Source organism: Arthrobacter arnarulunnguaqae (assembly GCF_051262515.1).
Classification (GTDB): domain Bacteria; phylum Actinomycetota; class Actinomycetes; order Actinomycetales; family Micrococcaceae; genus Arthrobacter_N.
Genome location: NZ_JBIMER010000017.1, coordinates 1 through 24,831, shown reverse-complemented (window position 1 = coordinate 24,831; position 24,831 = coordinate 1). Strand labels below are relative to the sequence as shown.

The 24,831-nt window shown below is 69.2% G+C and carries 21 protein-coding genes; 12 read left to right on the top strand and 9 right to left on the bottom strand.

What is annotated here, in order from left to right:
• Positions 1–29 precede the first annotated feature (29 nt).
• Both ACHAAJ_RS13090 and ACHAAJ_RS13085 read right to left on the bottom strand, forming a co-directional pair.
• Entirely contained in the window at positions 30–1,067 is a 1,038-nt protein-coding gene (locus tag ACHAAJ_RS13090; RefSeq protein ID WP_435728633.1) for an ABC transporter ATP-binding protein, read from the bottom strand.
• Between the two features lie 97 nt (positions 1,068–1,164).
• A complete protein-coding gene (locus tag ACHAAJ_RS13085; protein WP_435728632.1) occupies positions 1,165–2,235 on the bottom strand; it encodes an extracellular solute-binding protein in 1,071 nt (356 codons plus the stop codon).
• Positions 2,236–2,534: 299 nt separating this feature from the next.
• Here ACHAAJ_RS13085 and ACHAAJ_RS13080 point away from each other — a divergent pair, with 299 nt between their 5' ends.
• The 4 genes from ACHAAJ_RS13080 (at position 2,535) to fdhA (ending at position 7,947) form a co-directional block, all read left to right on the top strand.
• Positions 2,535–4,289, top strand: coding sequence for a glycerol-3-phosphate dehydrogenase/oxidase (locus ACHAAJ_RS13080; RefSeq protein WP_435728631.1), 1,755 nt, complete (start codon positions 2,535–2,537; stop codon positions 4,287–4,289).
• A 69-nt stretch (positions 4,290–4,358) separates the two neighbouring features.
• Complete coding sequence (locus tag ACHAAJ_RS13075) at positions 4,359–5,093, top strand: MIP/aquaporin family protein (protein ID WP_435728630.1); 735 nt, start codon at positions 4,359–4,361, stop codon at positions 5,091–5,093.
• A 46-nt stretch (positions 5,094–5,139) separates the two neighbouring features.
• Positions 5,140–6,657 carry a glycerol kinase GlpK gene (gene glpK / locus ACHAAJ_RS13070; RefSeq protein WP_435728629.1) on the top strand — a complete coding sequence of 506 codons (1,518 nt, stop codon included), beginning with the start codon at positions 5,140–5,142 and terminating at the stop codon, positions 6,655–6,657.
• A 69-nt stretch (positions 6,658–6,726) separates the two neighbouring features.
• Positions 6,727–7,947 carry a formaldehyde dehydrogenase, glutathione-independent gene (gene fdhA, locus ACHAAJ_RS13065; RefSeq protein WP_435728628.1) on the top strand — a complete coding sequence of 407 codons (1,221 nt, stop codon included), beginning with the start codon at positions 6,727–6,729 and terminating at the stop codon, positions 7,945–7,947.
• A gap of 298 nt (positions 7,948–8,245) precedes the next feature.
• Here fdhA and ACHAAJ_RS13060 read toward each other — a convergent pair whose 3' ends face one another.
• Positions 8,246–8,464, bottom strand: a complete 219-nt coding sequence (locus ACHAAJ_RS13060) for a hypothetical protein (protein WP_435728627.1) — start codon at positions 8,462–8,464, stop codon at positions 8,246–8,248.
• A gap of 164 nt (positions 8,465–8,628) precedes the next feature.
• Positions 8,629–9,390 (bottom strand): FadR/GntR family transcriptional regulator, encoded by a 762-nt coding sequence (locus ACHAAJ_RS13055; protein WP_435728626.1) that lies wholly within the window; start codon positions 9,388–9,390, stop codon positions 8,629–8,631.
• A gap of 224 nt (positions 9,391–9,614) precedes the next feature.
• Here ACHAAJ_RS13055 and eat point away from each other — a divergent pair, with 224 nt between their 5' ends.
• From eat to ACHAAJ_RS13030, 5 genes are read left to right on the top strand one after another with little or no spacing between them, the layout of a single operon-like run.
• Entirely contained in the window at positions 9,615–11,051 is a 1,437-nt protein-coding gene (gene eat, locus ACHAAJ_RS13050) for an ethanolamine permease (protein ID WP_435728625.1), read from the top strand.
• 41 nt (positions 11,052–11,092) lie between these two features.
• A complete protein-coding gene (locus ACHAAJ_RS13045; RefSeq protein ID WP_435728624.1) occupies positions 11,093–12,490 on the top strand; it encodes a glutamine synthetase family protein in 1,398 nt (465 codons plus the stop codon).
• Positions 12,490–13,236, top strand: coding sequence for a gamma-glutamyl-gamma-aminobutyrate hydrolase family protein (locus ACHAAJ_RS13040; RefSeq protein ID WP_435728623.1), 747 nt, complete (start codon positions 12,490–12,492; stop codon positions 13,234–13,236). Before ACHAAJ_RS13045 ends, ACHAAJ_RS13040 begins: the two co-directional genes overlap by 1 nt.
• On the top strand, positions 13,233–14,609 hold the full coding sequence (locus tag ACHAAJ_RS13035) for an aldehyde dehydrogenase family protein (RefSeq protein WP_435728622.1): 1,377 nt from the start codon (positions 13,233–13,235) through the stop codon (positions 14,607–14,609). The genes ACHAAJ_RS13040 and ACHAAJ_RS13035 overlap by 4 nt, the downstream gene beginning before the upstream one ends.
• Before the next feature lie 43 nt (positions 14,610–14,652).
• Positions 14,653–15,459, top strand: a complete 807-nt coding sequence (locus ACHAAJ_RS13030) for a 3-oxoacyl-ACP reductase (RefSeq protein ID WP_435728621.1) — start codon at positions 14,653–14,655, stop codon at positions 15,457–15,459.
• Between the two features lie 60 nt (positions 15,460–15,519).
• Here ACHAAJ_RS13030 and ACHAAJ_RS13025 read toward each other — a convergent pair whose 3' ends face one another.
• Complete coding sequence (locus ACHAAJ_RS13025; protein ID WP_435728620.1) at positions 15,520–18,042, bottom strand: S8 family serine peptidase; 2,523 nt, start codon at positions 18,040–18,042, stop codon at positions 15,520–15,522.
• A 125-nt stretch (positions 18,043–18,167) separates the two neighbouring features.
• On the opposite strand from ACHAAJ_RS13025, the gene ACHAAJ_RS13020 reads away from it, so the two are divergent.
• Complete coding sequence (locus tag ACHAAJ_RS13020) at positions 18,168–19,157, top strand: 2-hydroxyacid dehydrogenase (RefSeq protein WP_435728619.1); 990 nt, start codon at positions 18,168–18,170, stop codon at positions 19,155–19,157.
• Positions 19,158–19,262: 105 nt separating this feature from the next.
• Entirely contained in the window at positions 19,263–20,465 is a 1,203-nt protein-coding gene (locus tag ACHAAJ_RS13015) for an MFS transporter (protein WP_435728618.1), read from the top strand.
• A 201-nt stretch (positions 20,466–20,666) separates the two neighbouring features.
• Here ACHAAJ_RS13015 and ACHAAJ_RS13010 read toward each other — a convergent pair whose 3' ends face one another.
• Positions 20,667–20,849, bottom strand: coding sequence for a tautomerase family protein (locus ACHAAJ_RS13010; protein ID WP_435728617.1), 183 nt, complete (start codon positions 20,847–20,849; stop codon positions 20,667–20,669).
• A gap of 104 nt (positions 20,850–20,953) precedes the next feature.
• On the opposite strand from ACHAAJ_RS13010, the gene ACHAAJ_RS13005 reads away from it, so the two are divergent.
• Entirely contained in the window at positions 20,954–21,736 is a 783-nt protein-coding gene (locus ACHAAJ_RS13005; RefSeq protein WP_435728616.1) for a 2-keto-4-pentenoate hydratase, read from the top strand.
• On the opposite strand, the gene ACHAAJ_RS13000 is transcribed toward ACHAAJ_RS13005, so the two are convergent.
• The 3 genes from ACHAAJ_RS13000 to ACHAAJ_RS12990 form a co-directional block, all read right to left on the bottom strand.
• The gene (locus ACHAAJ_RS13000) at positions 21,733–22,401 is read right to left on the bottom strand and encodes a FadR/GntR family transcriptional regulator (RefSeq protein WP_435728615.1); all 669 of its coding nucleotides are present in this window, start codon (positions 22,399–22,401) and stop codon (positions 21,733–21,735) included. The two genes, ACHAAJ_RS13005 and ACHAAJ_RS13000, sit on opposite strands and share 4 nt — an antisense overlap.
• Positions 22,398–23,585: an MFS transporter gene (locus ACHAAJ_RS12995; RefSeq protein ID WP_435728614.1), complete on the bottom strand. Its 1,188-nt coding sequence runs from the start codon at positions 23,583–23,585 to the stop codon at positions 22,398–22,400. Before ACHAAJ_RS12995 ends, ACHAAJ_RS13000 begins: the two co-directional genes overlap by 4 nt.
• A 157-nt stretch (positions 23,586–23,742) precedes the next feature.
• The gene (locus ACHAAJ_RS12990) at positions 23,743–24,624 is read right to left on the bottom strand and encodes an Fpg/Nei family DNA glycosylase (RefSeq protein WP_435728613.1); all 882 of its coding nucleotides are present in this window, start codon (positions 24,622–24,624) and stop codon (positions 23,743–23,745) included.
• Between the last annotated feature and the right edge of the window lie 207 nt (positions 24,625–24,831).

The following is a 24,831-nucleotide window of genomic DNA, read 5'->3' as shown; positions in this document are numbered from 1 at the left end:
CGGCGAGCGCAGCAGCTTGCCTCCGCCACTCACGCAGCGTGTCCAAACTGCAGGACGTGCGCCGGATTGATCCTCACCCGGACGGATTCGCCCACTTGCGGACTCGCATGCCCGCTTTCCCTGAAGATGACCTTGATGTCCGCGTCGTGGCTGCGCACCGTGTAGCGGCTGTGGAGGCCGTGGTAGTTCCGCGCGGTGATGCGGCCGTCGACGGCGACGCTCCCGTCGTCGTGCGCCGCCCCGCCTGCCGGCGATTCGAATGCCGCCTTCTCCACGCGCAGGTACGACAGCCGCCGGGGGTTCAGTGCCGTCCCGGACGATCCGTTCAGTTGGTGGATCAGTTGCGGGGTGAGCGTTGAGCTGTCGCCGATGAAGTTGCAGACGAACTCGGTCGAGGACGCATCGTAGATTTCCTGGGGCGTACCGATCTGTTCCACACGGCCCTTGTTGAACACGGCGATGCGGTCGCTCATGGTCAGCGCTTCGTCCTGGTCGTGGGTGACGTAGACGGTGGTGATGCCGAATTCCGACTGCAACGCCTTGAGCTCACCGCGCAATTGGTGCCGCAGCTGGGCATCGAGGTTGGACAGCGGCTCGTCGAGCAGCAGAATCTTGGGCTTGAGCACCAGGGCGCGGGCGATGGCGACGCGCTGTTGCTGGCCCCCGGAGAGGTCGGAAACCTTCTTGCCGAGCTGCTCCTCGGAGAGGTCCACGCGCCGGGCCATGTCCGCCACCAGCTCGTTCCGCTCGTCGGCCGCGGTTCGGCGGACCTTGAGGCCGAAGGCGATGTTCTCCCAGACCGACATGGAGGGGAACAGCGCGTAGTTCTGGAAGACCATGCCCACCTGCCGCTTGTCGCTGGGCAGGCGGGTGACCTTCCGGCCGTCCACGTAGACGTCGCCGCGCGCTGGGTCGACGAAGCCCGCCAGTGTCCTGAGCGCGGTCGTCTTGCCGCAGCCGGAGGGGCCGAGGAGGGTGAAGAACTCGCCAGGGTCGACCTGGAGGTTGAGGTCCTCGACGGCCGTGAAGGAGTCGAAGGTGACCTGGATGTTCTCGAATCGAATCATGGGGTGTCTCCGGGCGTTGCTGGAAGAGGCGGATTGCGGTGCGGCGGACGGGGGTGGACGGCGCGATGCCGTTCACCCCCCCGCCGGGTCGGTCCTACTACATGTATTCGAGTTCGATCTTCTCGATCCAGGACCCCAGGTTCTCCTGGACGAACGTCCAGTCGATGTCCTGGCGCTCGAACTGGGCGTTGAACTCCACGATCTCCGGCTTCGCTTCCTCGAGCGCCGCCTCGTTCACCGGCAGCGAGTCGAATTCCTGGGCCCATTGGCCCTGCACCTCTGCGCTCCCGAACCAGTCCACGAACTTCTTGGCCTGCTCCTGCTTGTCGGAACCCGCGATGATGCCGACCTGTTCGATCGCATACGGAACCCCGATCTCCGGGGCCACCGAGGCCGATTCCACCTCGTACGCCTCCTCGCGCCCGGGGATGGACGACGACGGCATCTGTCCCAGGTCGACCTCGCCGTCCGCGAAGCGGGCAAACAGGTCCAGGTCCTTGACCTGCGGAACGCCGTTCTGGAAATACTGCTCGATCTGCAGCCATCCCTCGTCGCTGACGCCGAGATCGCCGTTCGGGTCCTGGTATCGGGACAGGATGCCGGCCATGACGAGTTGCGTGGTCGCTCCCCCCATGCCGGTGACCCGCTCGTAGCGGGTCTTGAACTCGTCCTTCGTCCAGAGGTCCGGCCAGTCCGTCGGGGCCTCCTCCGGGGAGATGGCCGCGGTGTTGTAGGACAGGACGATCGCCTGCTCCACGAGCGGCCAGTACGCCTTCTCGCCTCCCGGGTCGCCGAGGCTTTCGTCGACGTCCCCGGACCATGCGGGCGTGTAGGGCTCCAGCACCTCCTCCGTCTTGAGTTGCTCGAAGTACACGTTGTTGAGTCCGTAGACGACGTCGGCAACCGGGTTGTTCTTCTCGGCGATGAGCTTGTTCGTGGCGTCTGCGCCCCCCGCGCCGACAATCTGGATGTCGAAGCCGGCCTCCTCGGCGGCCTTCTCCAACCACTCCCCGCGGCCCTCGGAATTGGAGTTCGTGGAGACGACCAGCGTGCCGCCGGCCTCCTCCCCGGCCGCCGCGCCGGCCCCGTCGCCGCCGGACTGGCCGCAGCCGGCCAAGAGCAGGGCGGCCGAAACCGCCATCGTCAGAAAGCCTGTTTTTTTCAGCAAGGCAGAACTCCCTCTCGTGGTCTTTCCCGACGGCTCGCGCCATTGTGACGAGGCGAACAGCCGCATGCGCCGGATGGATGAGCAGCGCACCGGTCAACGATGCCGCCGCAACACCAACGCGATGCGTCTTGGACATTAACTGCGGACAGACGCCGGTCCACGCTTGGACGCGACACCTGCGCACGCCCTCGGCAAGCATGCATTCCGCCCCCCTTACGCCCGGGAAGACTTTGTGCAAGGGTGGAGTCCAATGTGACGTTGAGCACAGTGTTTCTACGCAAACCGGAAGGACGCCATCGATGCCCGCCCCCTCCTCACGACTGACGCCCGAGGCCCGCGGCGAAGCGCTGGAGGCGATGCGGGCCTCGTCCCCGGCCAACCCGCTCGACATCCTCGTCGTCGGCGGCGGGGTGACCGGCGCGGGGACCGCGCTCGACGCCGTCACCCGCGGCCTGAGCACTGGCGTTGTCGAGGCCCAGGACTGGGCCGCCGGCACCTCCAGCCGCTCCAGCAAACTGGTCCATGGCGGCCTGCGCTACCTGCAGATGCTGGACTTCCACCTGGTCCACGAGGCGCTCACCGAACGCGACCAGCTCATCAACCGCCTGGCGCCGCACCTGGTCCGCCCCGTCTCCTTCCTCTATCCCCTGGAGCACCGCGTCTGGGAGCGCGCGTACGTCGGCGCCGGCGTCGCCCTCTACGACACCCTCGCGACCCTCGCCCCGGGCAAGCGCGCACTCCCCTTCCACCGCCACCTCACGCGCGGCGGCATGGAACGGCTGTTCCCCGACCTCAGGCACGACGCCGCCGTCGGCGCCATCCGCTACTGGGACGCATCGGTCGACGACGCCCGGCTGGTCTCCACGCTCATCCGCACCGCGGCCTCGCACGGCGCCCACGCCGCCAGCCGCACGCAGGTCGTCGAAATGACAAGGAACGACGCCGGCAGGATCGACGGCGCGGTGTTGCGGGACCTCGAACGGGGAGACTCGTTCCGCGTCCACGCGCGCAACACCATCAACGCCACCGGCGTCTGGACGGAGGAGACGGAGGCACTCGCGGGCGGCACCGGCGGGCTGCGGGTGCTCGCGTCCAAGGGCATCCACATCGTGGTCCCGCGCGAGCGCATCCGCGGCGAGGCCGGACTGATCCTGCAGACGGAGAAGAGTGTCTTGTTCGTCATCCCGTGGTCGCGGTACTGGCTGATCGGCACCACGGACACCCCCTGGGAGCAGGAGCTCCAGCACCCGGTCGCGACGTCCGCGGACATCGACTACGTCCTGGAGCACGCCAACGCCGTGTTGGCCAAGCCGCTCACCCGGGAGGACATCATCGGCACGTGGGCGGGCCTGCGGCCGCTCCTGCAGCCGGGCACCAAGGAGGGGACGTCCTCCGCGAAGGTCTCCCGCGAGCACACCACGGCCTCGCCGGTCCCCGGATTGACGGTCACGGCGGGCGGGAAGCTGACCACCTACCGCGTAATGGCCCAGGACGCCGTGGACTTCGCCCTGGGCGAGGAGGCCGCGGCCAACCCCTCCGTCACCAGCAACGTTCCGCTGGTCGGCGCCGTGAACCTGGACGTTCAACGCAACTTCAGTCGCCGGTACGCGAAGGAGCACGGCTGGTCCGCGCCGATGGTCGACCACCTCCTGCACCGCTACGGCTCGCTCATCACGGACATCGTGTGGCTCTGCGAACAGGACGCCTCGCTTGCCAGGCCGTTGGAGCACGCGCCGGCCTACTTGCGCGCCGAAATCCACTACGCGGCCAGCCACGAGGGCGCGCTCCACCTCGAGGACACGATGCTCCACCGCACGCGGCTGAACTACGAGGTCGCCGACCGCGGGCTCGCCGCGCTCGGGGAGATCTCCGGCATCCTGGCCGGCGTGCTGGGCTGGGACGAGGCGACGCGCCTTGGCGAGGTCGCCTCCTACACCGCGCGCGCCGAGGCCGAGGCCGCGGCCGAACGGGAGCCCGACGACGCCGCAGCCGAGTCCGTGCGCCTCGGCGCCACCGACGTCGCGCCGCTCGCGTCACTGGGCAAGGACACCTAATACGCAGGATCCCGCGGCAACCGCGCCACGGGCTGGGACGGACAAAGAAGTCCGCGAGAGAGGGAGACAATGGAAGTCACCTTATGGCAAATCTTTCTATCCGAGGTGATGGGGACGGGACTCCTGATCCTGCTTGGCGCGGGCGTCGTCGCCAACGTCGTCCTACCCCTGAACAAGGGATTCAACGGGGGCTGGATCGTCATAGCGTTCGGCTGGGGACTCGGCGTCTTCGCCGGCGTCTTCGGCGCCTGGAGGTCTGGGGCGCACCTGAATCCGGCCGTCACGGTCGGGATCATCGCCAACGGCCAGGAGAACTTCGCCGAGGGCGTCCCGGTGAACCTCGTGAACACCCTGGTGTACTTCAGCGGTGAGCTGGTCGGGGCCATGGTCGGCGCCGCGCTGGCCTACCTCGCCTATAAGAAGCACTTCGACGAGGACGCCGATCCGGCCACGAAGCTCGCGGTCTTCTCCACCGGCCCCGCCATCCGCTCCTACGGCTGGAACCTCGTCACCGAGATCCTGGGGACGTTTGTGCTGGTGTTCGTCATCCTCCAGTTCGCCAACTCGCCGCACGAGCTCGGCCCCCTGGCCGTGGCGATGCTCGTCGTCGGCATCGGCCTGAGCCTGGGCGGCCCCACCGGCTACGCCATCAACCCCGCCCGCGACCTCGGCCCGCGCATCGTCCACGCACTCCTGCCCATCAAGGGCAAGGGCACCAGCGACTGGGGCTATTCGTGGGTCCCCGTCGTCGGGCCGCTGATCGGCGGCGTCCTCGGTGGCCTGCTGGCCGCCGGCGTCGCCTGATGCCCGCCCCCACCCGCACCCGCACAGCAAGCGAAAAGGAAGCGCCATGAGCACCAAGTACGTCCTCGCGATCGATCAGGGCACCACCAGCTCCCGGGCCATCGTCTTCACGCACGAGGGAACCATCCACTCGGTCGGACAGCTGGAGCACGACCAGATCTTCCCGCGCGCCGGGTGGGTGGAGCACAACCCGGAGCAGATCTGGAACAACGTCCGCGAGGCGGTGGGCCTCGCCCTGACCCGCGGCAACATCCCGCACACCGACCTCGCGGCGGTCGGCATCACCAACCAACGCGAGACCACCGTGGTGTGGGACAAGACCACGGGCAAGCCGGTCTACAACGCGATCGTCTGGCAGGACACGCGCACCCAGAAGATCGTCGAGGAGCTCGGCGGGGACGAGGGGCCGGAGAAGTACAAGTCCCGGGTCGGCCTGCCGCTGGCCACCTACTTCTCGGGGCCGAAGATCACGTGGATCCTGGACAACGTGGAGGGCGCCCGCGAGGCGGCCGAGCGCGGGGACCTGCTCTTCGGCAACACGGACACGTGGGTCCTCTGGAACATGACCGGCGGCACCGACGGCGGCGTGCACGTCACCGACGTCACCAACGCGTCCCGCACCATGTTGATGAACATCGACTCCCTGACGTGGAATGAGGACATCGCCGCGGACATGCGCATCCCCCTCTCGATGCTCCCGGAGATCAAATCGTCCTCGGAGGTGTACGGCCACGGCCGCAAGCGCGGCATGGTCCCGGACGTGCCGATCGCCGGCATCCTCGGCGACCAGCAGGCGGCCACGTTCGGCCAGGCGTGCTTCGAGAAGGGCACGGCGAAGAACACCTACGGGACGGGCAACTTCATGCTGCTCAACACCGGCACCGAGCCGGTGGCCAGCAAGAACGGCCTGCTCACCACGGTCTGCTACAAGATCGGGGACGCCCCGCAGGTGTACGCGTTGGAGGGGGCGATCGCCGTCACCGGCTCCCTGGTGCAGTGGCTGCGGGACAACCTGGGATTGTTCGAGGAGTCCCAGGACATCGAGTACTACGCCAACAAGGTGGAGGACAACGGCGGCGCGTACTTCGTGCCGGCGTTCTCCGGTCTTTTCGCGCCGCACTGGCGCGCCGACGCGCGCGGCGCGCTGGTCGGGCTGACGCGCTTCGTCAACAAGAACCACATCGCTCGCGCCGCGCTGGAGGCCACCGCGTTCCAGACCAAGGAGGTGCTCGACGCCATGAACGCCGACTCCGGCGTCGACCTCACCGAACTGCGGGTCGACGGCGGAATGGTCGCCAACGAGCTGCTCATGCAGTTCCAGGCGGACCTGCTCGACGTCGATGTCGTGCGGCCGGAGGTCGCGGAGACGACGGCGCTCGGCGCCGCCTACGCGGCGGGCATCGCCGTCGGCTTCTGGGACGGCGAGGCGGACGTCGTGGCGAACTGGCGCGAAGGCAACCGCTGGAGCCCCGTGATGGAATCCAACGAGCGCGAGCGACAGTACCGCCTGTGGAAGAAGGCCGTCACCAAGACCCTGGACTGGGTCGACGACGACGTCAAATAGCCGCGGTCCGCACTGCGGACCGGGAAACACACCAATACACAACCCACAACAAGAGAAGGATGAAATCCCATGGCAGGAAACAGAGCCGTTGCCTACAAGGGGCCTGGCAAGGTCGAGGTCATCGACACCCCCTACCCGACCTTCGAACTGCAGGACGGGCCGGGGGTGAATCCGGCGAACATCGGGCGCAAGGTTTCCCACGGGGTCATCCTGAAGACCGTCACCACCAACATCTGCGGGTCCGACCAGCACATGGTGCGCGGACGCACCACGGCCCCGGTGGACCTGGTCCTGGGCCATGAGATCACCGGCGAGGTGATCGAGGTGGGGCCCGACGTCGAATTCATCAAGGTCGGCGACATCTGCTCCGTCCCCTTCAACATCTCCTGCGGACGGTGCCGGAACTGCAAGGAGCGCAAGACCGGGATCTGCCTGAACGTGAACCCGGACCGCCCGGGCAGCGCGTACGGCTACGTGGACATGGGCGGCTGGGTCGGCGGCCAGTCGGAGTACGTGCTGGTTCCCTATGCGGACTGGAACCTGCTGAAGTTCCCGGACCGGGACCAGGCGCTGGAGAAGATCATGGACCTGACCATGCTCTCCGACATCCTTCCCACCGGGTTCCACGGGGCCACCACCGCCGGCGTGACCGTGGGATCCACCGTCTACGTCGCAGGCGCGGGGCCCGTGGGCCTCGCCGCCGCGGCCAGCGCGCAACTGCTGGGCGCCGCCGTCGTCATCGTCGGCGACATGAACGACGAGCGGCTGGCGCAGGCGCGGTCGTTCGGCTGCGAGACCATCAACGTCGGCGCCGGCGATCCCGCGGACCAGATCGAACAGCTCCTGGGCGTGCCGGAGGTCGACTGCGGCGTCGACGCGGTGGGCTTCGAGGCCCGCGGCCACGGGCACGGCAAGGAGGCGGAGGAGGCGCCCGCGACCGTGTTGAACTCCCTGATGTCCATCACGGCGGCCGGCGGCGCGCTCGGTATCCCGGGGCTCTATGTCACCGGGGACCCGGGAGCGGCCACGGAGGAGGCCAAGGTCGGCTCGCTGTCCATCTCGCTGGGCACGGGCTGGGCGAAGTCGCTGTCCTTCACCACCGGGCAATGCCCGGTCATGAAGTACAACCGCCAGCTGATGATGGCGATCCTGCACGACCGGATCCAGATCGCCAAGGCGGTCAACGCGAAGGCGATCGGCCTGGACGACGCCCCGCGGGGCTACGCCGAGTTCGACGCCGGGGCCGCCACCAAGTACGTGCTCAACCCGAACGGTTACGTGAAGAACTAGGGGAAGGCAGCACGCGGGCCCCTGCCCGCGGATCCGTCCGGAGAACGACCTCGTTGTCGGTACCGGCGGTCCGCGGGTGGGGGCCCTGCGGTGGGTGGAAGGGTAGCTTGGTCCCGATCCAGGCTGGTGAACCAGCGCTAGCTGTGGTCAGGACGGCGACCCTTGGCGAGGTGGCGCAATCGCTCCCCCTCGGGTTCTTCCATCGAAAGGATACTGGAGTTTGTGACTGCGGTCACGTTGTGTGTCCGAATCGTGACGTCCGGTTCGGAGTCGCTTGCCTTCCCGGGGTATCGGGCGTTCACTGGGGACAGATGACAGACAAGGACCGCGAGTTCGCGGCCTCGCTGGACCAGTCCACAACCGCCGGGACGGCATGGACGACGTCCAGCGCCCACCGCTGGATTCCGGGGCCGCCGCAGATCGGAACCGGCCCCTGCCTGGCGGCCGCCACCAGCCACGAGGCGATCAACGTGCCGGATACCGCCGCGGACACCCGGCGGCCCTGCGCTACGCGCACCAGGCCTCGGTCTCGCTTCGTTGGCGACACTCATCGCGGATCTGACCGAAAGCTGTCGGGACATCGTCGAAGCCATCCAGCCCCACCAACATCACGCTGGCCCTCGGCATCCTCATGGAGCACAACCGGTGCAGCCAGGCGCGGGCGTTCGGCCCATCCTCCGTCTAGCCGGTCGAGTTGACGCGCGCCGGGTCGGCAAGGAACCCGCGCAACAGCGCGGCAGTCCCCTCCAGATGCTCCGCCATCAGCGCCTCGGCGCGCACCGAATCACCCTCCAGTACCGCTTCGACGATCGCCTGATGCTGTTCATTCGAATGTTGGATGTTCCGTGGGAGGAACGGAATGCGGTCCAACAGTTCGCTAGTGGCCGCCCGCGCCTCGGCGACGGCGCCAGCTAGCATGGTCGATCCGGAGGCCTCCGCAATGGCCACATGAAGCCGGGCGTCGAGCGGCCGGTATTGGTTTGGCTCAGCGGAGGAAACCTCGCGCAGGGCATGCATCAGTCGCGTGCGCTGTTCCGCGGTGAGTGCCGAGGACGCTGCCCGGCCGGCGGCGGCCGGCTCCACAACCGCGCGGAAGACAAGGACATCCTCCACGAGCCTCTGGTCGCTGCTATCCAAGAGTCCGCCCTTGGGTGCCGGCATGTTCCGCGACACCACGGCCCCGCCGTAACGGCCCCTTTGGATGGTGATGAACGCGGCCTTCTGGAGCTCCGCGAGGGCATCGCGGAGAGTTGCCCTCGAAACGCCCAGCGCCTCCGCCAACTCCCGCTCCGCGGGCAGACGTTCCCCTGGAGCGAAAATCCCCAGCTTGATGCCGCGCAGCAAGTGCTCCACCGTGTCCTCGAAGGCATTGCCCCGACGCACGGACCCGAGCAGGCGATATCGCGGATCTGGTTCCCGGAATTCGGGCAGCGGCTCCTCCATGCCCCCAGCATGTCATTAAGCGACTAATCCCAACCCATATAGCCATCGTCAATGGTTCACATTCGTGCCTTTAGTGGCTAATACTTCAATCCCTCTTGACCTAAACCCGCGACCTGAGTCACAATCGACACAATTCAAAGGTCTAAAACCATTCCATTGAGTGGTGGTGACGCTTGAGTAGTTGGACATCGCACTTCCGATAACACCGATCAGCGAGGCGACCTATGGAACGCTCATCCCACATCGACTACGGCACCGTAGGCGCCGACTACATGAAGCACCGCCAGCTCAAAAAGGGCGCCGCCGGGTGGATCCTGCTGGCCGGACTCGGGGTCGCATACGTCATCTCCGGCGACTTCTCCGGCTGGAACCTCGGACTCGCCGTCGGCGGTTGGGGTGGACTACTCATCGCATTCGTCCTGATGGGGCTCATGTACACGTGCATGGTGTACGGACTCGCGGAAATGTCATCGACCCTCCCCACTGCGGGCGCGGGGTACGGCTTCGCCCGGCGGGCGCTAGGACCACTCGGCGGTTTCGCCACCGGAATGGCGGTCCTGATCGAATACGCGGTGGCCCCTGCGGCCATCGCGACGTTCATCGGCGGCTACATCGAGGCACTGGGGCTCTTCGGCCTGACCAACTCCTGGCCGGTCTATCTGGTCACGTACGTGGTGTTCATCGGCATCCACCTGTGGGGTGTGGGCGAGGCGCTCAAGGTGATGTTTGGGATCACCGCAATCGCCGTCGTCGCATTGGTGCTCACAGTGATTGGCCTGGCTCCCCATTTCAATGCCGCGAACCTTTTCGACATCGTCCCGGACGGCTCAACCGGATCCAGCGCCTTCCTGCCCTTCGGTTTCTCCGGCGTGCTCGCGGCCCTGGTCTTCGGAATTTGGTTCTTCCTGGCCGTCGAAGGCGTTCCCCTGGCCGCCGAGGAATCCTCCAACCCCAAGAAGGACATGCCACGGGGCATCATCGCGGCCATGATGATCCTGCTGGTGTTCGGTGCCGCCATGCTGGTGCTCGTTCCGGGTACGGCCGGCGCCGCCGCCATGGGCGAATCGGACTCGCCATTGCCCGAGGCGCTGCGCGCGGTTGCCGGTGGCGACTCCGTCCTGGCGGACATCGTCAACTACGCGGGACTGGCCGGCCTTGTCGCCAGCTTCTTCTCGATCGTCTATGCGTACTCCCGGCAACTGTTCGCCCTCTCCCGCGCCGGCTACCTGCCCCGTTTCATGTCCGTCACGTCCTCGCGACACACCCCGTGGGTCGCGCTCATTGTTCCCGGCACGGTGGGCTTCATCCTCGCTGCCGCGACCGGCAACGGTGGGCTCCTGATCAACATCGCCGTCTTCGGCGCAACCGTCTCCTACGTGCTGCTGAACCTCAGCCACATCATGCTTCGCGTCAGGGAGCCCCACCTAGAGCGCGGCTACCGGACTCCCGGAGGCGTCGTCACCACCGGCATCGCGCTGGTCCTGGCCGTCGTCGCGCTGGTCGCGACGTTCGTGGTCGACGTCTACGCGGCCAGCATCACCGCCGGCGTCTTCCTGCTCGCCATCGCCTACTTCTGGTTCTACAGCCGCCACCACCTGGTGGCCAGCGCCCCGGAAGAGGAGTTCGCGCTCCTCGAGGACTCCGAGAAATCCCTTAAATAACCCCCGTGCCGCCCCGTCCCTCCAAAGGAAAGACCGCACCCATGAGCAACGCCACCACGGAAGCCACCACCAAACACCCCCGCAGCGAAAGGATGCTCACCGTCGAGCGGCTCTGCGCCGACATCCGGTCCGGTGAGATCGACAGCGTCATCCTGGCCTTCACCGACATGCAGGGCCGCCTGCAGGGAAAGGTGGTCCACGGCCGCTTCTTCCTTGACTCGGTGCTGGACCACGGCACCGAGGCCTGCAACTACCTGCTCGCCGTCGACACGGACATGAACACCGTCGAGGGGTACACGATGTCCAGCTGGGACACCGGCTACGGGGACATGGTCTTCGACCTGGACCTCGAATCGATCCGCCGGGTGCCGTACCTGGAGAAGACGGCACTGATCCAATCGGACCTGAACTACACGACCGGCGAGCGCGTGGCGGTTTCACCGCGCAGCCTGTTGCGTACCCAGCAGGAGCGGGCGGCCCAACACGGCATGCGGGCCGTGGCCGGGACGGAACTGGAGTTCATGGTCTACAACACCAGCTACGAGGACGCCCAGAAGGGCCACTATCTGGATCTGACGCCCGCCAACCTCTACAACGTGGACTATTCCGTTCTGGGGTCCATGCGGGTCGAACCCCTGTTGCGGGACATCCGCAACGCCATGTACGAGGCGGGGATGATGGTCGAATCCGCCAAGGGCGAATGCAACTTCGGACAACACGAGATCGCATTCAAGTACGACGACGTCGTCACCACCGCCGACAACCACACCTTCTACAAGCTGTCCGCCAAGCAGATGGCGGCCCAGCGCGGGCAGTCGGTCACCTTCATGGCCAAGCCCAACGAGCGAGAGGGCTCCTCCTGCCACATCCACATGTCGCTGAGGGGGTTGGACGGGGCGCTGGCCTTCTGGGACGCCGAATCCGGCGAGCGCACGGCGCTCTACAACCACTTCATCGCGGGCGTACTGGCGACCATGCGCGAATTCACGCTCCTCTACGCCCCCAACATCAACTCCTACAAGCGCTTCGCCGAAGGTTCGTTCGCGCCGACCGCCGTCGCATGGGGGCTGGACAACCGCAGCTGCTCCGTCCGGCTCGTGGGACAGGGCGCATCCGCCCGCATGGAAAACCGGCTGCCAGGCGCCGACGCCAACCCCTATCTGGCCCTCGCGGCGATGCTCGCCGGCGGCCTCTACGGGATCGAGAACAAACTGGAGCTGCCGCCCATCATGGAGGGCAACGCCTACGCCTCGGACGCCGAACACGTACCGCACACCATGGCGGAGGCGCGCGAACTCTTCAGTTCCTCGGCCATCGCCCGCGAGGTCTTCGGAGAGGACGTCGTGGCGCACTACACGCACTACGCGGACGTGGAGATCGCGCAGTACAACGCCGCGGTGACCGACTGGGAAGTCCGCCGCGGATTCGAGCGGCACTAATGGGAACACCAACCCGACCGGGCCGCAGGCCGCGCATCGGCCTGACCACCTACTGGCAGGAGGCGTCCTGGGGCGTCTGGAACAACACGGCTGCGATAGTTCCGGGGAAGTATGTCACGGGCGTCGTCGCTGCCGGTGGCACGCCGGTCCTCTTGCCGCCCGTCGGCACCGACCCCGCCGTCCTGGAGGTGCTGGACGGTCTGATCGTCGTCGGCGGAGCCGACGTGGATCCCGCAAACTACGGGGCCGCCCCACATCCGCTCACGCGCTCCCAAACCGACCGCGATCGGCACGACCTGGAGCTCACCCGAGCGGCACTGGACTCCGGGGTGCCCCTCTTCGCCATCTGCCGGGGCGCGCAGATCCTGAACGTCGCACTCGGCGGCACATTGCACCAGCACGTGCCGGACCTCGCCGCCGGTTCCAACTACCAGCCCGCGCCGGGGGTCTTCGGAACCGTCGAGTTCGCCACACTTTCCGGAAGCCTCACCGCCGAGGTGTTGGGGAAACGGGCCAGCGCACCGTGCTACCACCACCAGTCGATCGATTCCCTGGCGGAGGGCCTGCGCGCCACCGCCTGGGCATCGGACGGAACCATCGAGGCGGTGGAGTGCGTCTCCGCCGTCGGCTGGGCGCTGGGCGTGCAGTTCCATCCGGAGGAGAACCCTGACGATCCCCGCCTCTTCGAGGCCTTCGTCGACGTCGCGCGCAACCGCATCCAACAGTTTGAGGTGAACCACGCATGAGTATCCACACGGTCCTGAACCCTTCCACCGGAGAAGCCCTGCAGGACATCGAGATGGCCGACGCCGGCGCCACCGACCGTGCCATCGAGGCCGCCGCGGCAGCGTTCCATACGTGGCGTGCCGTGGCTCCCGCGGACCGGGCCCGCCTCTTGCGGCGATTCGCCGAGGAAGTAGAAAGAGACCTCGAGCACCTGGCCGCCTTGGAAGTGGCCAACGCGGGCCACACCATCGGCAACGCCCGTTGGGAGGCGGGCAACGTGCGGGACGTATTGACCTACTACTCGGCCGCGCCGGAGCGGCACGCGGGTGCACAGATCCCTGTCTCCGGCGGCGTCAACGTGACCTTCCACGAACCCCTGGGCGTGGTCGGCGTCATCGTCCCGTGGAACTTTCCGATGCCCATCGCCGCTTGGGGCTTCGCACCGGCTTTGGCCGCGGGCAACACCGTGGTGCTCAAACCGGCGGAACTCACCCCCCTGACCGCCGTCCGCCTGGGCGAACTGGGCCTGCGGGCCGGGATCCCAGAGGGCGTCTTCACGGTCTTACCCGGCAAGGGGTCCGTGGTCGGGGAACGCTTCGTCACGCACCCGGCCGTCCGCAAGGTGGTCTTCACCGGCTCCACGGCAGTCGGCAAACGCATCATGTCCGGCTGCGCGGACCAGGTGAAGCGGGTCACCCTGGAGCTTGGCGGCAAGAGCGCGAACATCGTGTTCGCCGACGCGGATGTGGAAGCCGCAGCCGCGGGCGCACCGGGTGGCGTGTTCGACAACGCCGGCCAGGACTGCTGCGCCCGATCCCGGATCCTCGTGGAACGAAGCGTCTACGACAGGTTCCTGGGCCTGCTCGAACCCGCGGTCAAGGCGTACCGCGTCGGCGACCCCTCCGACGAGGAATCGCAGATGGGCCCCCTAATCTCGGAAGCGCAGCGCGCTGCGGTGTCCTCGTTCGTCTACGGCGGCGACGGCCGTCCCAACGGCGAGGTCGCGTTCCAGGGCACCGCCCCCGCCGGAGGAGGCTTCTGGTTCCCACCGACGGTCTTGACCCCCAACGGTTCCGGGGCGCGGGCCATGCAGGAGGAGATCTTCGGACCCGTGGTCGCGGTCGTCCCCTTCGACGACGAGGCCGACGCTCTGCGGATCGCCAACGATTCGGCCTACGGGCTTTCCGGTTCCATCTGGACGCGCGACGTCGGACGAGCCCTGCGTGTCAGCCGCGGCGTCGAGGCGGGAAACCTGTCGGTCAACTCCCACGCCTCGGTGCGCTATTCCACACCGTTCGGCGGGGTCAAGCAGTCCGGGTTGGGCCGGGAGCTGGGCCCCGACGCGCTCGACGCCTTCACCGAGCTGAAGAACGTCTTCATCTCCACCGACTAGCCCACGCGGGCCGAACCATCCACCTCTAACGAAGGAAGCCAGCATGACCGAGAACGCAACCGCACCGTACAACGGGCTCGTCAGCAACCGCCTGGCCGGGCGCTCCGCCGTCATCACCGGCGGCGCCTCCGGAATCGGGTTCGCGACGGCCAAGCGCCTGGCCCACGAGGGGGCACGGGTCGTCATCGCGGATATCTGCCCGGACGACGTCGGCCAAGCGGCCGCGGACGCCGTCGGCGGCATGTTCGTGCGGACGGACGTCACGTCGGAGGACGACGTGAAAGACGTCTTCCGCGCCACGAACGAGGCCTACGGCAGCGTCGACATCGCGTTCAACAACGCGGGAATCTCCCCGGCCGACGACGCCTCCATCCTCGACACGGGAATCGATGCCTGGCGCAAGGTGCAGGAGGTGAACCTGACCAGCGTCTACTACTGCTGCAAGTACGTCATTCCGTACATGCAAGCCCAGGGCCGCGGCTCCATCATCAACACCGCGTCGTTCGTCGCCGTCATGGGCGCCGCGACGTCCCAAATCTCCTACTCCGCTTCGAAGGGCGGGGTGCTGTCGATGAGCCGCGAGCTCGGAGTCGAGTTTGCCCGTCAGGGGATCCGCGTCAACGCCCTCTGCCCTGGCCCGGTGAACACTCCCCTGTTGCGGGAATTGTTCGCGAAGGATCCCGAGCGCGCCGCCCGCCGCCTGGTGCATGTCCCGTTGGGAAGATTCGCGGAGCCCGACGAACTCGCCGCCGCCGTGGCGTTCCTGGCCTCGGACGACTCCTCGTTCATCACGGCGAGCCAGTTCATGGTCGATGGGGGCATCGCCGGGTCGTACGTCACGCCCCTGTGACCAGCTAAAAAGCGTCGAAAGGAATCCGGAACGGCATGCCGCCGTTCCGGATTCCTTTCGTCAGCGGACCGTGGCGGTCGCCGCCGACGTCCTGTAGGTGGACACGTAGCCCAACTTGTGGCCGGTCACCCGGACCTTGAGCGTGCGCCACCGGTCCGCCGAGACCAACCGGTAGGACTGCCCGGTCGCGCCCCGGATCGCGTAGCCGGAACGGTACCACTGGTAGCGCAGGGTGGTGTTGGGCGTCCACGTTCCGGGCACCGCCTTCAGCGTGTACCCGACGCGGGCGGTCCCGGAGACGGTGGGGGTGGCGCCCACCAGTGTCCCCTTGGCCACCGTCGCGGTCGCCGCCGACAACCGGGACAGCGTGTTGTAGCCGGTCTTGGTTCCGGTCACCCGCACGCCCATCCGCTTGCCCGCGTCGGCCCCGGCCAGGCGGTAGGACTGGGACGTCGCGCCGGGGATCGCCACGCCCGAGCGGTACCACTGGTAGCGCAGCGTCGTCCGGTAGGTCCACGTTCCGGGCACGGCCTTGAGCGCGTACCCCACCTTGCGCGTCCCGGAGATGGTCGGCACGGCCCCCGTCAGCGTCCCCTTGGCCACCGCGGTGGTGGCGGCGGACAGGCGCGACGCCGTGGTGTGATCCGTTTTCCTTCCGGTGACGCGGACCGAAAGCCGCTTGCCGGCGTCGGACGCGGTGAGGCGGTGGGTGGCGTATTTCGCTCCGGAAACCGCCACGCCGGACCGGTACCACTGGTACGTGAGGGAGGTGCCCGTGGTCCACGTGCCCGGCACGGCCCGCAGCGTGTGGCCGACCGTGCGTGTCCCCGATACGGTGGGCGTCGAGGTGGCCAGCGGGTACAGGATCGGCCCGAAGTCGGCGGACCGCTGCGTGAGCGTCCGGTAGCCGGTCTTGGTGGCCCGGACCCGCACGGTGATGTCGGTGCCGAAGTCGTCCTCGGTCGCCACGTACTGACGTCCCGTGGCTCCGGAAACCAGGAATCCGTCGGAGTACCACTGGTAAGTAAACGCGGCGTCGGCCGGCTCCCACGTCCCCGGCCGCGCGGTCAGCGTGCGGCCGACGCTCGGGATGCCGAACACCGTCGTCGTGCCGCGCCGCATCGCCGTTCCGAGCGTCGCTTCGATGCCCAGGGCCCTCGGCGCGTCGAGCCGCCCGGCGCCGCACCCGCTGGCGCAGGAAACCGCCCGCGCGGCCGATTTGATGCGGCTTTCGACCTGGGCGGGGGTGAGCGACGGCGCCGCCGCCAGCATCAGGGCCGCCGTGCCCGCGACGTGCGGCGCGGCCATGGACGTGCCCGCGGAGAAGTAGTGGGCCGGCGCGCCCGGAACGGTGTCGCCGTCGTTCAGCGTGGACAGCACACCGCCGAAGTCGGACCGGGCCATGTCCCCGCCGGGTGCCATGACGTCCACCAGCGCGCCGAAGTTGGAGTACGGGGCCAGCGCCCCGCGGGATCCGCTGGCGGCGACGGCGATGACGTTGCCGCAGTTGGCCGGACTGCTGGTCGCCGCGTTGGCGGTCTCGTTTCCGGCCGCGACGACCACCACGGCGCCGGCCGCCGTGGCGCCGTCGATCGCCGTCTGGAACGTGGCGGAGCACGTCGCGGTGCCGCCGAGGGACAGGTTCACGACGCGCGCCGGCGTGCCGTTGGCCGGGACGCCGGGCACGTCGCCGCCGGCGGCCCAAGTGATTCCGTCGGCGATGTCCGAGGTGTAGCCGCCGCAGGCGCCGAGCGCGCGGACGGGCAGGATGCTGGCACCGGGGGCGACGCCGGCGACGCCGAGGCCGTCGCCCGCGCGGGCCGCGACGATCCCCGCGACGTGCGTGCCGTGCCACGAGGAGATGGAGGCGGCGTCGTAGGACCCGCAGTCGAGGGGCTCGTACCAGTCGCCCTCGTCCCGCGGGTCGGCGTCGCGGCCGTCCCCGTCGCGTGAGCTCGCAGCGTCGGAGATCATGTCGTACCCCGGAAGCACGTTGGCGTCCAGGTCCGGGTGGGGGGTGATGCCCGTGTCGACGACGGCCACCACCACGCCCTCGCCGCGCGTCGCGGTCCAGGCGTCGGCGGCGCGGATGCCGGCGTCGTGGTCCCAGAGGTTCCATTGGTAGCCGTAGTACTCGTCGTTGGGTTGGGCGGCCGCGGGGTACATGATGGTGTCCGGTTCCGCGTAGGCGACCGCCGGGTCCGCCTCCAGTTCGGCCACAAGCTTGGCGATGTTCCGACCCGCGGCCGCCATCGGCACCCTTACCACCCGCGCGCCGTTGCCGGTGCCACGCAGTTCGCGCGGCGACTGCGCGCGCTGCAGGCCCACGGCCTTGGCCGCGCGCCCGTACGCCTGCGTGCGGGCCTCGGCGCTGCGGCCGGGCTCGGCGTGGAACTTCACGATGATCCGGTCGGTGACCGCGGCGCGATCCGGCATCCAGGGGGCGGCTTCGGTGGCTTTCGGCGGTTCGGCGGCGCGGGTTTCCGCGTGCGCGGGCAGGGCCTGCAGGAGCACGGCGACGAGCGAGGCGAGGGTCAGGGATGCGACGGCGGTCATGCGGCGCCGTTGTGGCGTGCGGTTCATGCACGGTCTCCAGGAAGCAGGGCGCCATCGGAGACAGAGCCCCCCGGCACAGCCAATGGGTGGCATCCGCGTGCTTCCCCACGCACATTATAGGCCCCACGTGGCCGATGTTGCAGGATGGATTCATGAGCCCACGTTTCCTGGTCACCACTCCCGTTCCCGAACCGGCGCAATCGTTGCTGGCGGCCGCCGGCGACGTCACCGTCCTTCCCGCGTCGCCGGGCTACGACGAACTCGCGGCGCTGTGCGCGGGCGGGGAGTACGACGTCGTCGTGACGCAACTGGGCGACCGGATCGACGCACCGCTGCTGGCCTCCGCGAAGATCAGGGGTGTCGCCAACTTCGCGGTCGGGTACAACAACATCGACGTCGCCGCGGCCAGCGCGCGCGGCATCTTGGTGGGCAACACCCCGGGCGTGCTGACGGACGCGACGGCGGACATCGCGCTGCTGCTGATCCTCGGCACGGCGCGGCGCGTGGTGGAGGCGGACGCGTTCGTGCGTGCGGGGCGCTTCCACGGGTGGGAGCCCGAGTTGATGCTCGGCTCCGACGTCTCCGGCCGGACCCTGGGACTGGCCGGTTTCGGGCGCATCGCCCGGGCTACCGCGCGGCGGGCGCTGGGCTTCGGCATGGAGGTTCTGTTCGCGCCGCGTCCCCCGGGGCACCGGGTGGTGGGCGACGACGAGCTCGGCGAGTTCGCCGGGAGGGTGCGGCAGGTCTCCTGGGAGGAACTGGTTCCCGCCAGCGACTTCCTGTCCCTGCACGTGCCGCTGAACGCGGATACCCGGCACCTGGTGGACGCATCCGTGCTGGCGCGGATGAAGGACTCGGCGATCCTGATCAACACGGCCCGCGGGCCGGTCGTCGACGAGGCCGCGCTGGTGGAGGCGCTGAGGTCCGGGACCATCGCGGGCGCCGGGTTGGACGTGTTCGAGGACGAGCCGCGGCTCGCGCCGGGCCTGGCGGAGCTGCCCAACACGGTGCTGCTCCCCCACGTCGGCAGCGCGACCGTCTCCGTCCGCGCCGAGATGTCCCGGCTGAGCGCGCTCAACGCGATCGCGATGGCGGCCGGCGGCGTTCCCCCGCACGCCGTGAATCCCGAGGCGCTCGGGTAGGACGGCGACACGGACCGCTACCCCGGGCGGGCCGTGGCATAGGGTTTTTACAGACCACCGAAGAAGGAGCCCGCCACGGACCGCCCATCCAGCCTGCGCCCGGCGTTGCCGTGGGTGATCGTCGGAATCGTGGTGCTGGCCCTGAGCCTGCGCGCCCCGATCATCGCGCCCACCGCGGTGATCGGCGACATCCGGGTGGACACCGGCCTGAGCGCGATCGGCGCCGGGCTGCTCACCGGCCTACCCGTGTTCCTGTTTGCCGTCGCCACCCCGCTTGCCACGCGCACCATCGGCCGCTTCGGGCCGGAGGCCACGGTGCTCCTGTGTCTGGCGGGCGTGCTGGCCGGGACCGTGATCCGCTCGACCGGGCCCTCCGCCGTCGTCCTGGCCGGCACGGTGCTGATCGGCGCCGCCATGACGATGGGCAACATCGTGGTGCCGGTGCTGATCCGGCGCGACGTGCCCTGGAATCGGGTGTCCGCGGCGACCGGCGTGTACTCCGCGACGATGAACGTCGGCTCGATGGCCGTGCTGCTGGGCACCGCGCCGTTGGCGGAGATCGTCGGCTGGCGCGTGGCGATCGCCGCGTGGGGCGTGGTGGCGGCCGCTGGCCTGGCGTACTGGCTGGTGTGGGGGCGGAAGCTGACCCGCGCCGGACTCGCACGTCCGCGGGACACCGTGGGCCGGCCCACGGCCGACCCCGCCGACGGGCCGGGGGCCGCCGCCCAGTTGGCGCGCGAGGCGGCCCGGAACCGGCGGATCGTGGCCCTCTTGATCCTCGCGTTCTGCGGCCAGTCGTCGTCCTACTACGCCACCACCACGTGGTTGCCGCTCCTGCTGTCCGAGACGCGCGGGTTGGGCCTGGCCGCGTCGGGGGCGGCGGCGTCGCTCTTCCAGGTCGCCGCGATCGTCGGCGCGCTCGGGGTGCCCCTGCTGGCCGCGCGGTCCCGGGCGTGGGTGCCGATGGCCGCCGTCGCGGCCTGTTGGATTACCCTGCCGATCGGGCTGCTCGTCGCGCCGGAGGCATACGTGTTCTGGTCCATCATCGGTGGAGTGGCACAGGGCGGCGGCTTCACGGCCATCTTCTCCATCATCCCCCGCATCGCGGGCTCGGATGCCGAGGCCGCCGGCTTCTCGGCCCGCATCCAGGGCACCGGGTATCTGGCCGCCACGGTGGCGCCGCCGCTGGCCGGTTGGCTCAACACGGTCTCCGGCGGCTGGACCGCTCCCCTGCTCCTGGTGTTGGCCGCCACCCTGACGTTCACCGTCGGCGGGCTGCTGGCCGCGCGGTTGGCCGAGAAAAGGTAGGCGGCCGGCCGGTCACCCCGGACAGCCGGCGCCACATTGGTCCAGACTCGCGGCACGGTCTGGGCGGCCGCTGTGCATAGTGGCTCCACATTGCGGGGTTTCCCGGCAATCCGCGCAGTCAGCCGGCTAGTGGCTTGCCATCCAGCCGGAGTGCGGGTCCAATGTGGCGCCGGCTCCCGCAAGCGGTAGTCAGGGGTGTGGTCACTCCGATTTCAGCCGGTCTCCGACGGCCCACAGATCTGGAGCCACCTCGACGACGTGGACCCGGACGGTGTCCAAGGGAGCGTCGAGCGCCTTGGCCGCGGCCTTCGCGATTTCCTTCGCCGCGGCACCGAGGACGGCGCGGTCGCGGCCCTGAATGACCTTGACTTCGATGATCGGCATGTACGTCTCCTCGGGGGTTCACACTCGCCGGGTTCGGCTGATCCGGAGCCTATCCTGATTTCAGACGCCCGCACCGAACCCACCGAACCACGGGAGAACCCGCCATGGCCTGGACCATCGACACCGCCGCCGAATATCTGCTGGGCGCCGAACGCTCGCGCACCGACGTCGAGCCGCTGACCGACGAGTGGCCAGAGCTCGACGCCGAGACCGGGTACGCGATCCAGGACCGACTCATCGCGCTGCGGCTGTCCGGCGGCGAGCGCGTGGTGGGCGTCAAGCTCGGCCTGACCTCGCGGGCGAAGCAGGAGCGCATGGGGATCGAGAGCCCGCTGACCGCCGTCGTCACGGACGCGATGCGGATCCCGGCGGGCGCCCCGGCGCCGTACGGCCGCCTGATCCACCCGCGCGTGGAACCGGAGATCGTGTTCCGGCTCGGCAAGGACCTCCGCGGCCCGGACGTGGACATCGAGACCGCGCTCGCGGCCGTCGCGACCGTCCACGCGGGCTTCGAGATCATCGACAGCCGCTTCCGCGATTTCCGTTTCCGCCTGCCGGACGTGATCGCGGACAACGCGTCGTCGTCGTACTTCGTGGTCTCGGAGCAGGCGTTCGGCGTCGGGGACCTGGACCTGGCGGCCGAGGAGGTCGTGGTGAAGGTCGACGGCCGCGAGGTGGACCGCGCGACCGGCGCCGCCGTCCAGGGGCACCCGGCCGCCGCGCTGGCGCTGGCCGCCAATTCGCTGGCCCGCCGCGGCATCACCATCCCGGCGGGCTCGCTGGTGCTGACCGGCGGGCTGACGGACGCCGTCGCCATGAGCCCGGATTCCGAGTTCGCCGCGGAGTTCGCGACGCTCGGCTCCGTGGTGATTCCGGCCGGCCGCTAGGGCGTCTGGGGCATCCAACCCAGGCAGTAGTCCAGGTTGGCGATGACGGTGCGCACCGCCGCGTCGCCGTCGCCGGCCGCGATGGCCTCCAGCAGGTCCTCGTGGCCGGCCCGCTGGCGGCCGTCGAACCCCGCGCTCAGCCGCTGCGCCATCTTGGTCCCGTGGAACACGTCGCCGAAGCTGGCGTAGAGCTCGTGCAGCAACGGGTTGCCGGAGGCCTCGGCCACTGCGAGGTGGAATTCCCAGTCCGCGCCGGACCACGCCGCGTAGTCCCGGGCCTCCCACGCCGCACGACGCCGTTCCAGCAGCCCGCGCAGGCTCACGACGGCGGCGCCATCGGACAGCGCGGCGGCGAGCCTGGCGGACTGGGTGTCCAGGGCGAAGCGCACCTGCAGCACGTGTTCGTCCGCGTGGCGGCCGTAGGCCTTCCGGGCGGTCCCGCAGAATTCGCTGACGGCGCGCACGTAGGTTCCGTCGCCGCGACGCACCTCCAGCATGCCCGCGTGGGCCAGCGCCCGGACCGCCTCGCGCAGCGTCCCGCGGGACACCCCGAACTCGGCGGTGAGCTCCGGCTCCGGCGGGATCCGCTCCCCCACGGGCCAGCGGCCGGAGGCAACGGCCTCGCGCAGCAGCGCGGTCACCCCGTCCCCCAGCGGCGCGCTCACTTGCCCGCCCCGCTCAGCCGGTAACCGAGCACCAGTTGCACGGCCGACAGCACCACCAGGATGGCCAGCGGCACCGTCCACGATCCCAGACCGGCGTGCAGCAGCCCCAGCCCGAACGGCCCGGCCGCGGCGATCAGGTAGCCGACGGACTGCGCCACGGTGGACAGGGCGGTGGTCTCCTCCGCGCTCTCGCCGCTGCGGCTGATCAGCAGCATGATCAGCGGGAAGATCCCGAATCCGAAGCCCATCAGGACGACGGGCACGGCGGTGAACCCGGCCGGGAGGAGCAGCAGGGCGGTGAACCCGGCCAGCGAGGAGAGGCAGACCAGCATGAACGCCGGTCGCAGCAACCGCGTCCGCGCCGCCATCCACAGCAGCAGCACCACGCCGGGGATCCCGACGAACTGCAGCAGCCCCAGCATGAAGCCGGCCTCCGCGGGGGTCAGCCCGCGTTCGATGAGGATGTTCGGCAACCAGTTGATCACGGTGTAGACCAGCAGGGCCTGCACGCCGAACGCGGAGGTGAACAGCAGTCCCTTGCGGGTGGCGAGCATCGCCCACGGCGAGACGTGCCCGGTGGCGGGGCCGGGCACGCGGGTGCGGCGGACGGTCAGCGGCAGGAACAGCAGCAGGGCCGCGGCCGCGGGCATTGCCCAGGCGGCCAAGCCGAGGGTCGGCGAGCCGAGCCCCGCGGCCACGGGGACGCTGACGGCCGCGGCAGTGGTCGCCCCGACGGACATGGTGACGGTGTAGGTGGCGGTCATGGCCGCCGTGCGGTGGGCGTGGTGCACGCGGATGAAGGACGGCATCGCGACGTTGCAGATCGCCAGCCCGCACATGCCGATCACCGTTCCGGCGAGCAGGACGCCGGTGGATTCGAACGCGCGGACCGCCAGCCCGGCGACGAGCAGGAGCAGCGCGAGGCCGATGGCGCGCTCGAGCCCCGCGCGCTGGACCAGCCGGGCGGTGGCCGCGCCGGCGAACGCGAAGCACAGCACCGGAATGGTGGGCAGCAGCGACGCGACGAACGGGCCGTAGCCGAGCCGTTCCTGCAGGTCCAGGAACAGCGGGGCGGCAGACGCGATGCCTCCGCGCAGATTCAGCCCCACCAGTACGACGGCGGCGATCGCCAGGAATCCCGCGGCCCACCTTTTGCGCGGCTGCTCGCCGATCCCGGAACCCATGCGCCAAACATTAGACGTTTGATGTTTGCGGGGACAATTCGGAGGAGCGTCCCCTCTGGCCCGCGCGGCATCCGATCAGCGGGCCTTCCGGCGCACGGTGCAGCCCGGGTACCCGGGCTGAGGATCGCCCTGCGCGCCGATTGGGCACTTGCCCGGCTCACCTGAGGAACTTCGACGTCCTCCGGTCCGCCAGCGGCTTTCCGCCGGTCTGGCAGGTCGGGCAATACTGCAGCGAGGAGTCCGCGAAGGACACCTCCCTCACCGTGTCCCCGCACACCGGGCAGGCCTCCCCCGTGCGGCCGTGCACGCGCATCGCCCGGCGTTTGGAGTCCTTGAGTTCGGTCGCCGGGCGGCCGGATGCGCCGGCGACCGCGGACTGCAGGACCGCGCGCATGGCCTCGAACTGCCGCGCCACCTCGTCGGGGCCGAGCTTCGACGCGATGGCGAAGGGCGAAATCCGGGCCGCGTGCAGGATCTCGTCGCTGTACGCGTTGCCGATCCCGGCGATCGCCGACTGGTCCCGCAGCAGGCGCTTGAGCTGGCCGTTGTGCGCCGCCAGCATGCGTGCGAAGGCCTCGTGGCCGACGTCGAGCGCCTCCGGGCCCAGCCGCGCGATGCCCGGCACATCGTGCGGATCCTCGACGACGTACACCGCCAGCGACTTGGTGGTGCCTGCCTCCGTCAGGTCGAACCCCGGCTGCTCCGGGCCGTCGGCCGCGAAGCGCACGCGCAGCGCGATGGGCCCCTTGCCGGGCCGCAGCGGGCCGGGCTTCAGGGCGTCGGACCACCGGAGCCAGCCGGCCTTGGCCAGGTGCACGACCAGGTGCGCGCCGCCGGCGGTCAGGACGATGAACTTTCCCCGCCGTTCGACGCCGGTCACCGGCCCGCCGCCCAGCGCCTCCAGCGGCACGCCCGCGGTCTTCAGCACGGAAAAGGAAAGCACCTCCACCTGCGCGATCACGGCCGGCGCGGCGCCGGGCGGAACGAGTTTCAGCCGCAGGAAGTCGACGAGTCCCTGCACCTCGGGCATCTCGGGCATGGCCCCACGATAGGGGACGGCGGCTTGAAGCAATAGGTAGCGTGTCTTCACGCCCGGTCCAAGCCACGATGACCTTCTCGTGGCACCCAGTTCACCTGCGGTTGGAACGGTGGGACCGGCCGGCGACCCGTCCGGCTGGTAGTCACCACACCGGAGGTACGTCTTGCACCCCCTGACCCAACCGCCCAGGAAATGCTCCAACCGTCC

What these genes read in the sequence shown, in the direction of transcription:
- ACHAAJ_RS13090 (WP_435728633.1), bottom strand. Translation starts at nt 1,067, where the DNA reads ATGATTCGATTCGAGAACATCCAGGTCACCTTCGACTCCTTCACGGCC.
- ACHAAJ_RS13080 (WP_435728631.1), top strand. Translation starts at nt 2,535, where the DNA reads ATGCCCGCCCCCTCCTCACGACTGACGCCCGAGGCCCGCGGCGAAGCG.
- ACHAAJ_RS13075 (WP_435728630.1), top strand. Translation starts at nt 4,359, where the DNA reads ATGGAAGTCACCTTATGGCAAATCTTTCTATCCGAGGTGATGGGGACG.
- glpK (WP_435728629.1), top strand. Translation starts at nt 5,140, where the DNA reads ATGAGCACCAAGTACGTCCTCGCGATCGATCAGGGCACCACCAGCTCC.
- fdhA (WP_435728628.1), top strand. Translation starts at nt 6,727, where the DNA reads ATGGCAGGAAACAGAGCCGTTGCCTACAAGGGGCCTGGCAAGGTCGAG.
- ACHAAJ_RS13055 (WP_435728626.1), bottom strand. Translation starts at nt 9,390, where the DNA reads ATGGAGGAGCCGCTGCCCGAATTCCGGGAACCAGATCCGCGATATCGC.
- eat (WP_435728625.1), top strand. Translation starts at nt 9,615, where the DNA reads ATGGAACGCTCATCCCACATCGACTACGGCACCGTAGGCGCCGACTAC.
- ACHAAJ_RS13045 (WP_435728624.1), top strand. Translation starts at nt 11,093, where the DNA reads ATGAGCAACGCCACCACGGAAGCCACCACCAAACACCCCCGCAGCGAA.
- ACHAAJ_RS13040 (WP_435728623.1), top strand. Translation starts at nt 12,490, where the DNA reads ATGGGAACACCAACCCGACCGGGCCGCAGGCCGCGCATCGGCCTGACC.
- ACHAAJ_RS13035 (WP_435728622.1), top strand. Translation starts at nt 13,233, where the DNA reads ATGAGTATCCACACGGTCCTGAACCCTTCCACCGGAGAAGCCCTGCAG.
- ACHAAJ_RS13030 (WP_435728621.1), top strand. Translation starts at nt 14,653, where the DNA reads ATGACCGAGAACGCAACCGCACCGTACAACGGGCTCGTCAGCAACCGC.
- ACHAAJ_RS13025 (WP_435728620.1), bottom strand. Translation starts at nt 18,042, where the DNA reads ATGAACCGCACGCCACAACGGCGCCGCATGACCGCCGTCGCATCCCTG.
- ACHAAJ_RS13020 (WP_435728619.1), top strand. Translation starts at nt 18,168, where the DNA reads ATGAGCCCACGTTTCCTGGTCACCACTCCCGTTCCCGAACCGGCGCAA.
- ACHAAJ_RS13010 (WP_435728617.1), bottom strand. Translation starts at nt 20,849, where the DNA reads ATGCCGATCATCGAAGTCAAGGTCATTCAGGGCCGCGACCGCGCCGTC.
- ACHAAJ_RS13005 (WP_435728616.1), top strand. Translation starts at nt 20,954, where the DNA reads ATGGCCTGGACCATCGACACCGCCGCCGAATATCTGCTGGGCGCCGAA.
- ACHAAJ_RS12995 (WP_435728614.1), bottom strand. Translation starts at nt 23,585, where the DNA reads ATGGGTTCCGGGATCGGCGAGCAGCCGCGCAAAAGGTGGGCCGCGGGA.
- ACHAAJ_RS12990 (WP_435728613.1), bottom strand. Translation starts at nt 24,624, where the DNA reads ATGCCCGAGATGCCCGAGGTGCAGGGACTCGTCGACTTCCTGCGGCTG.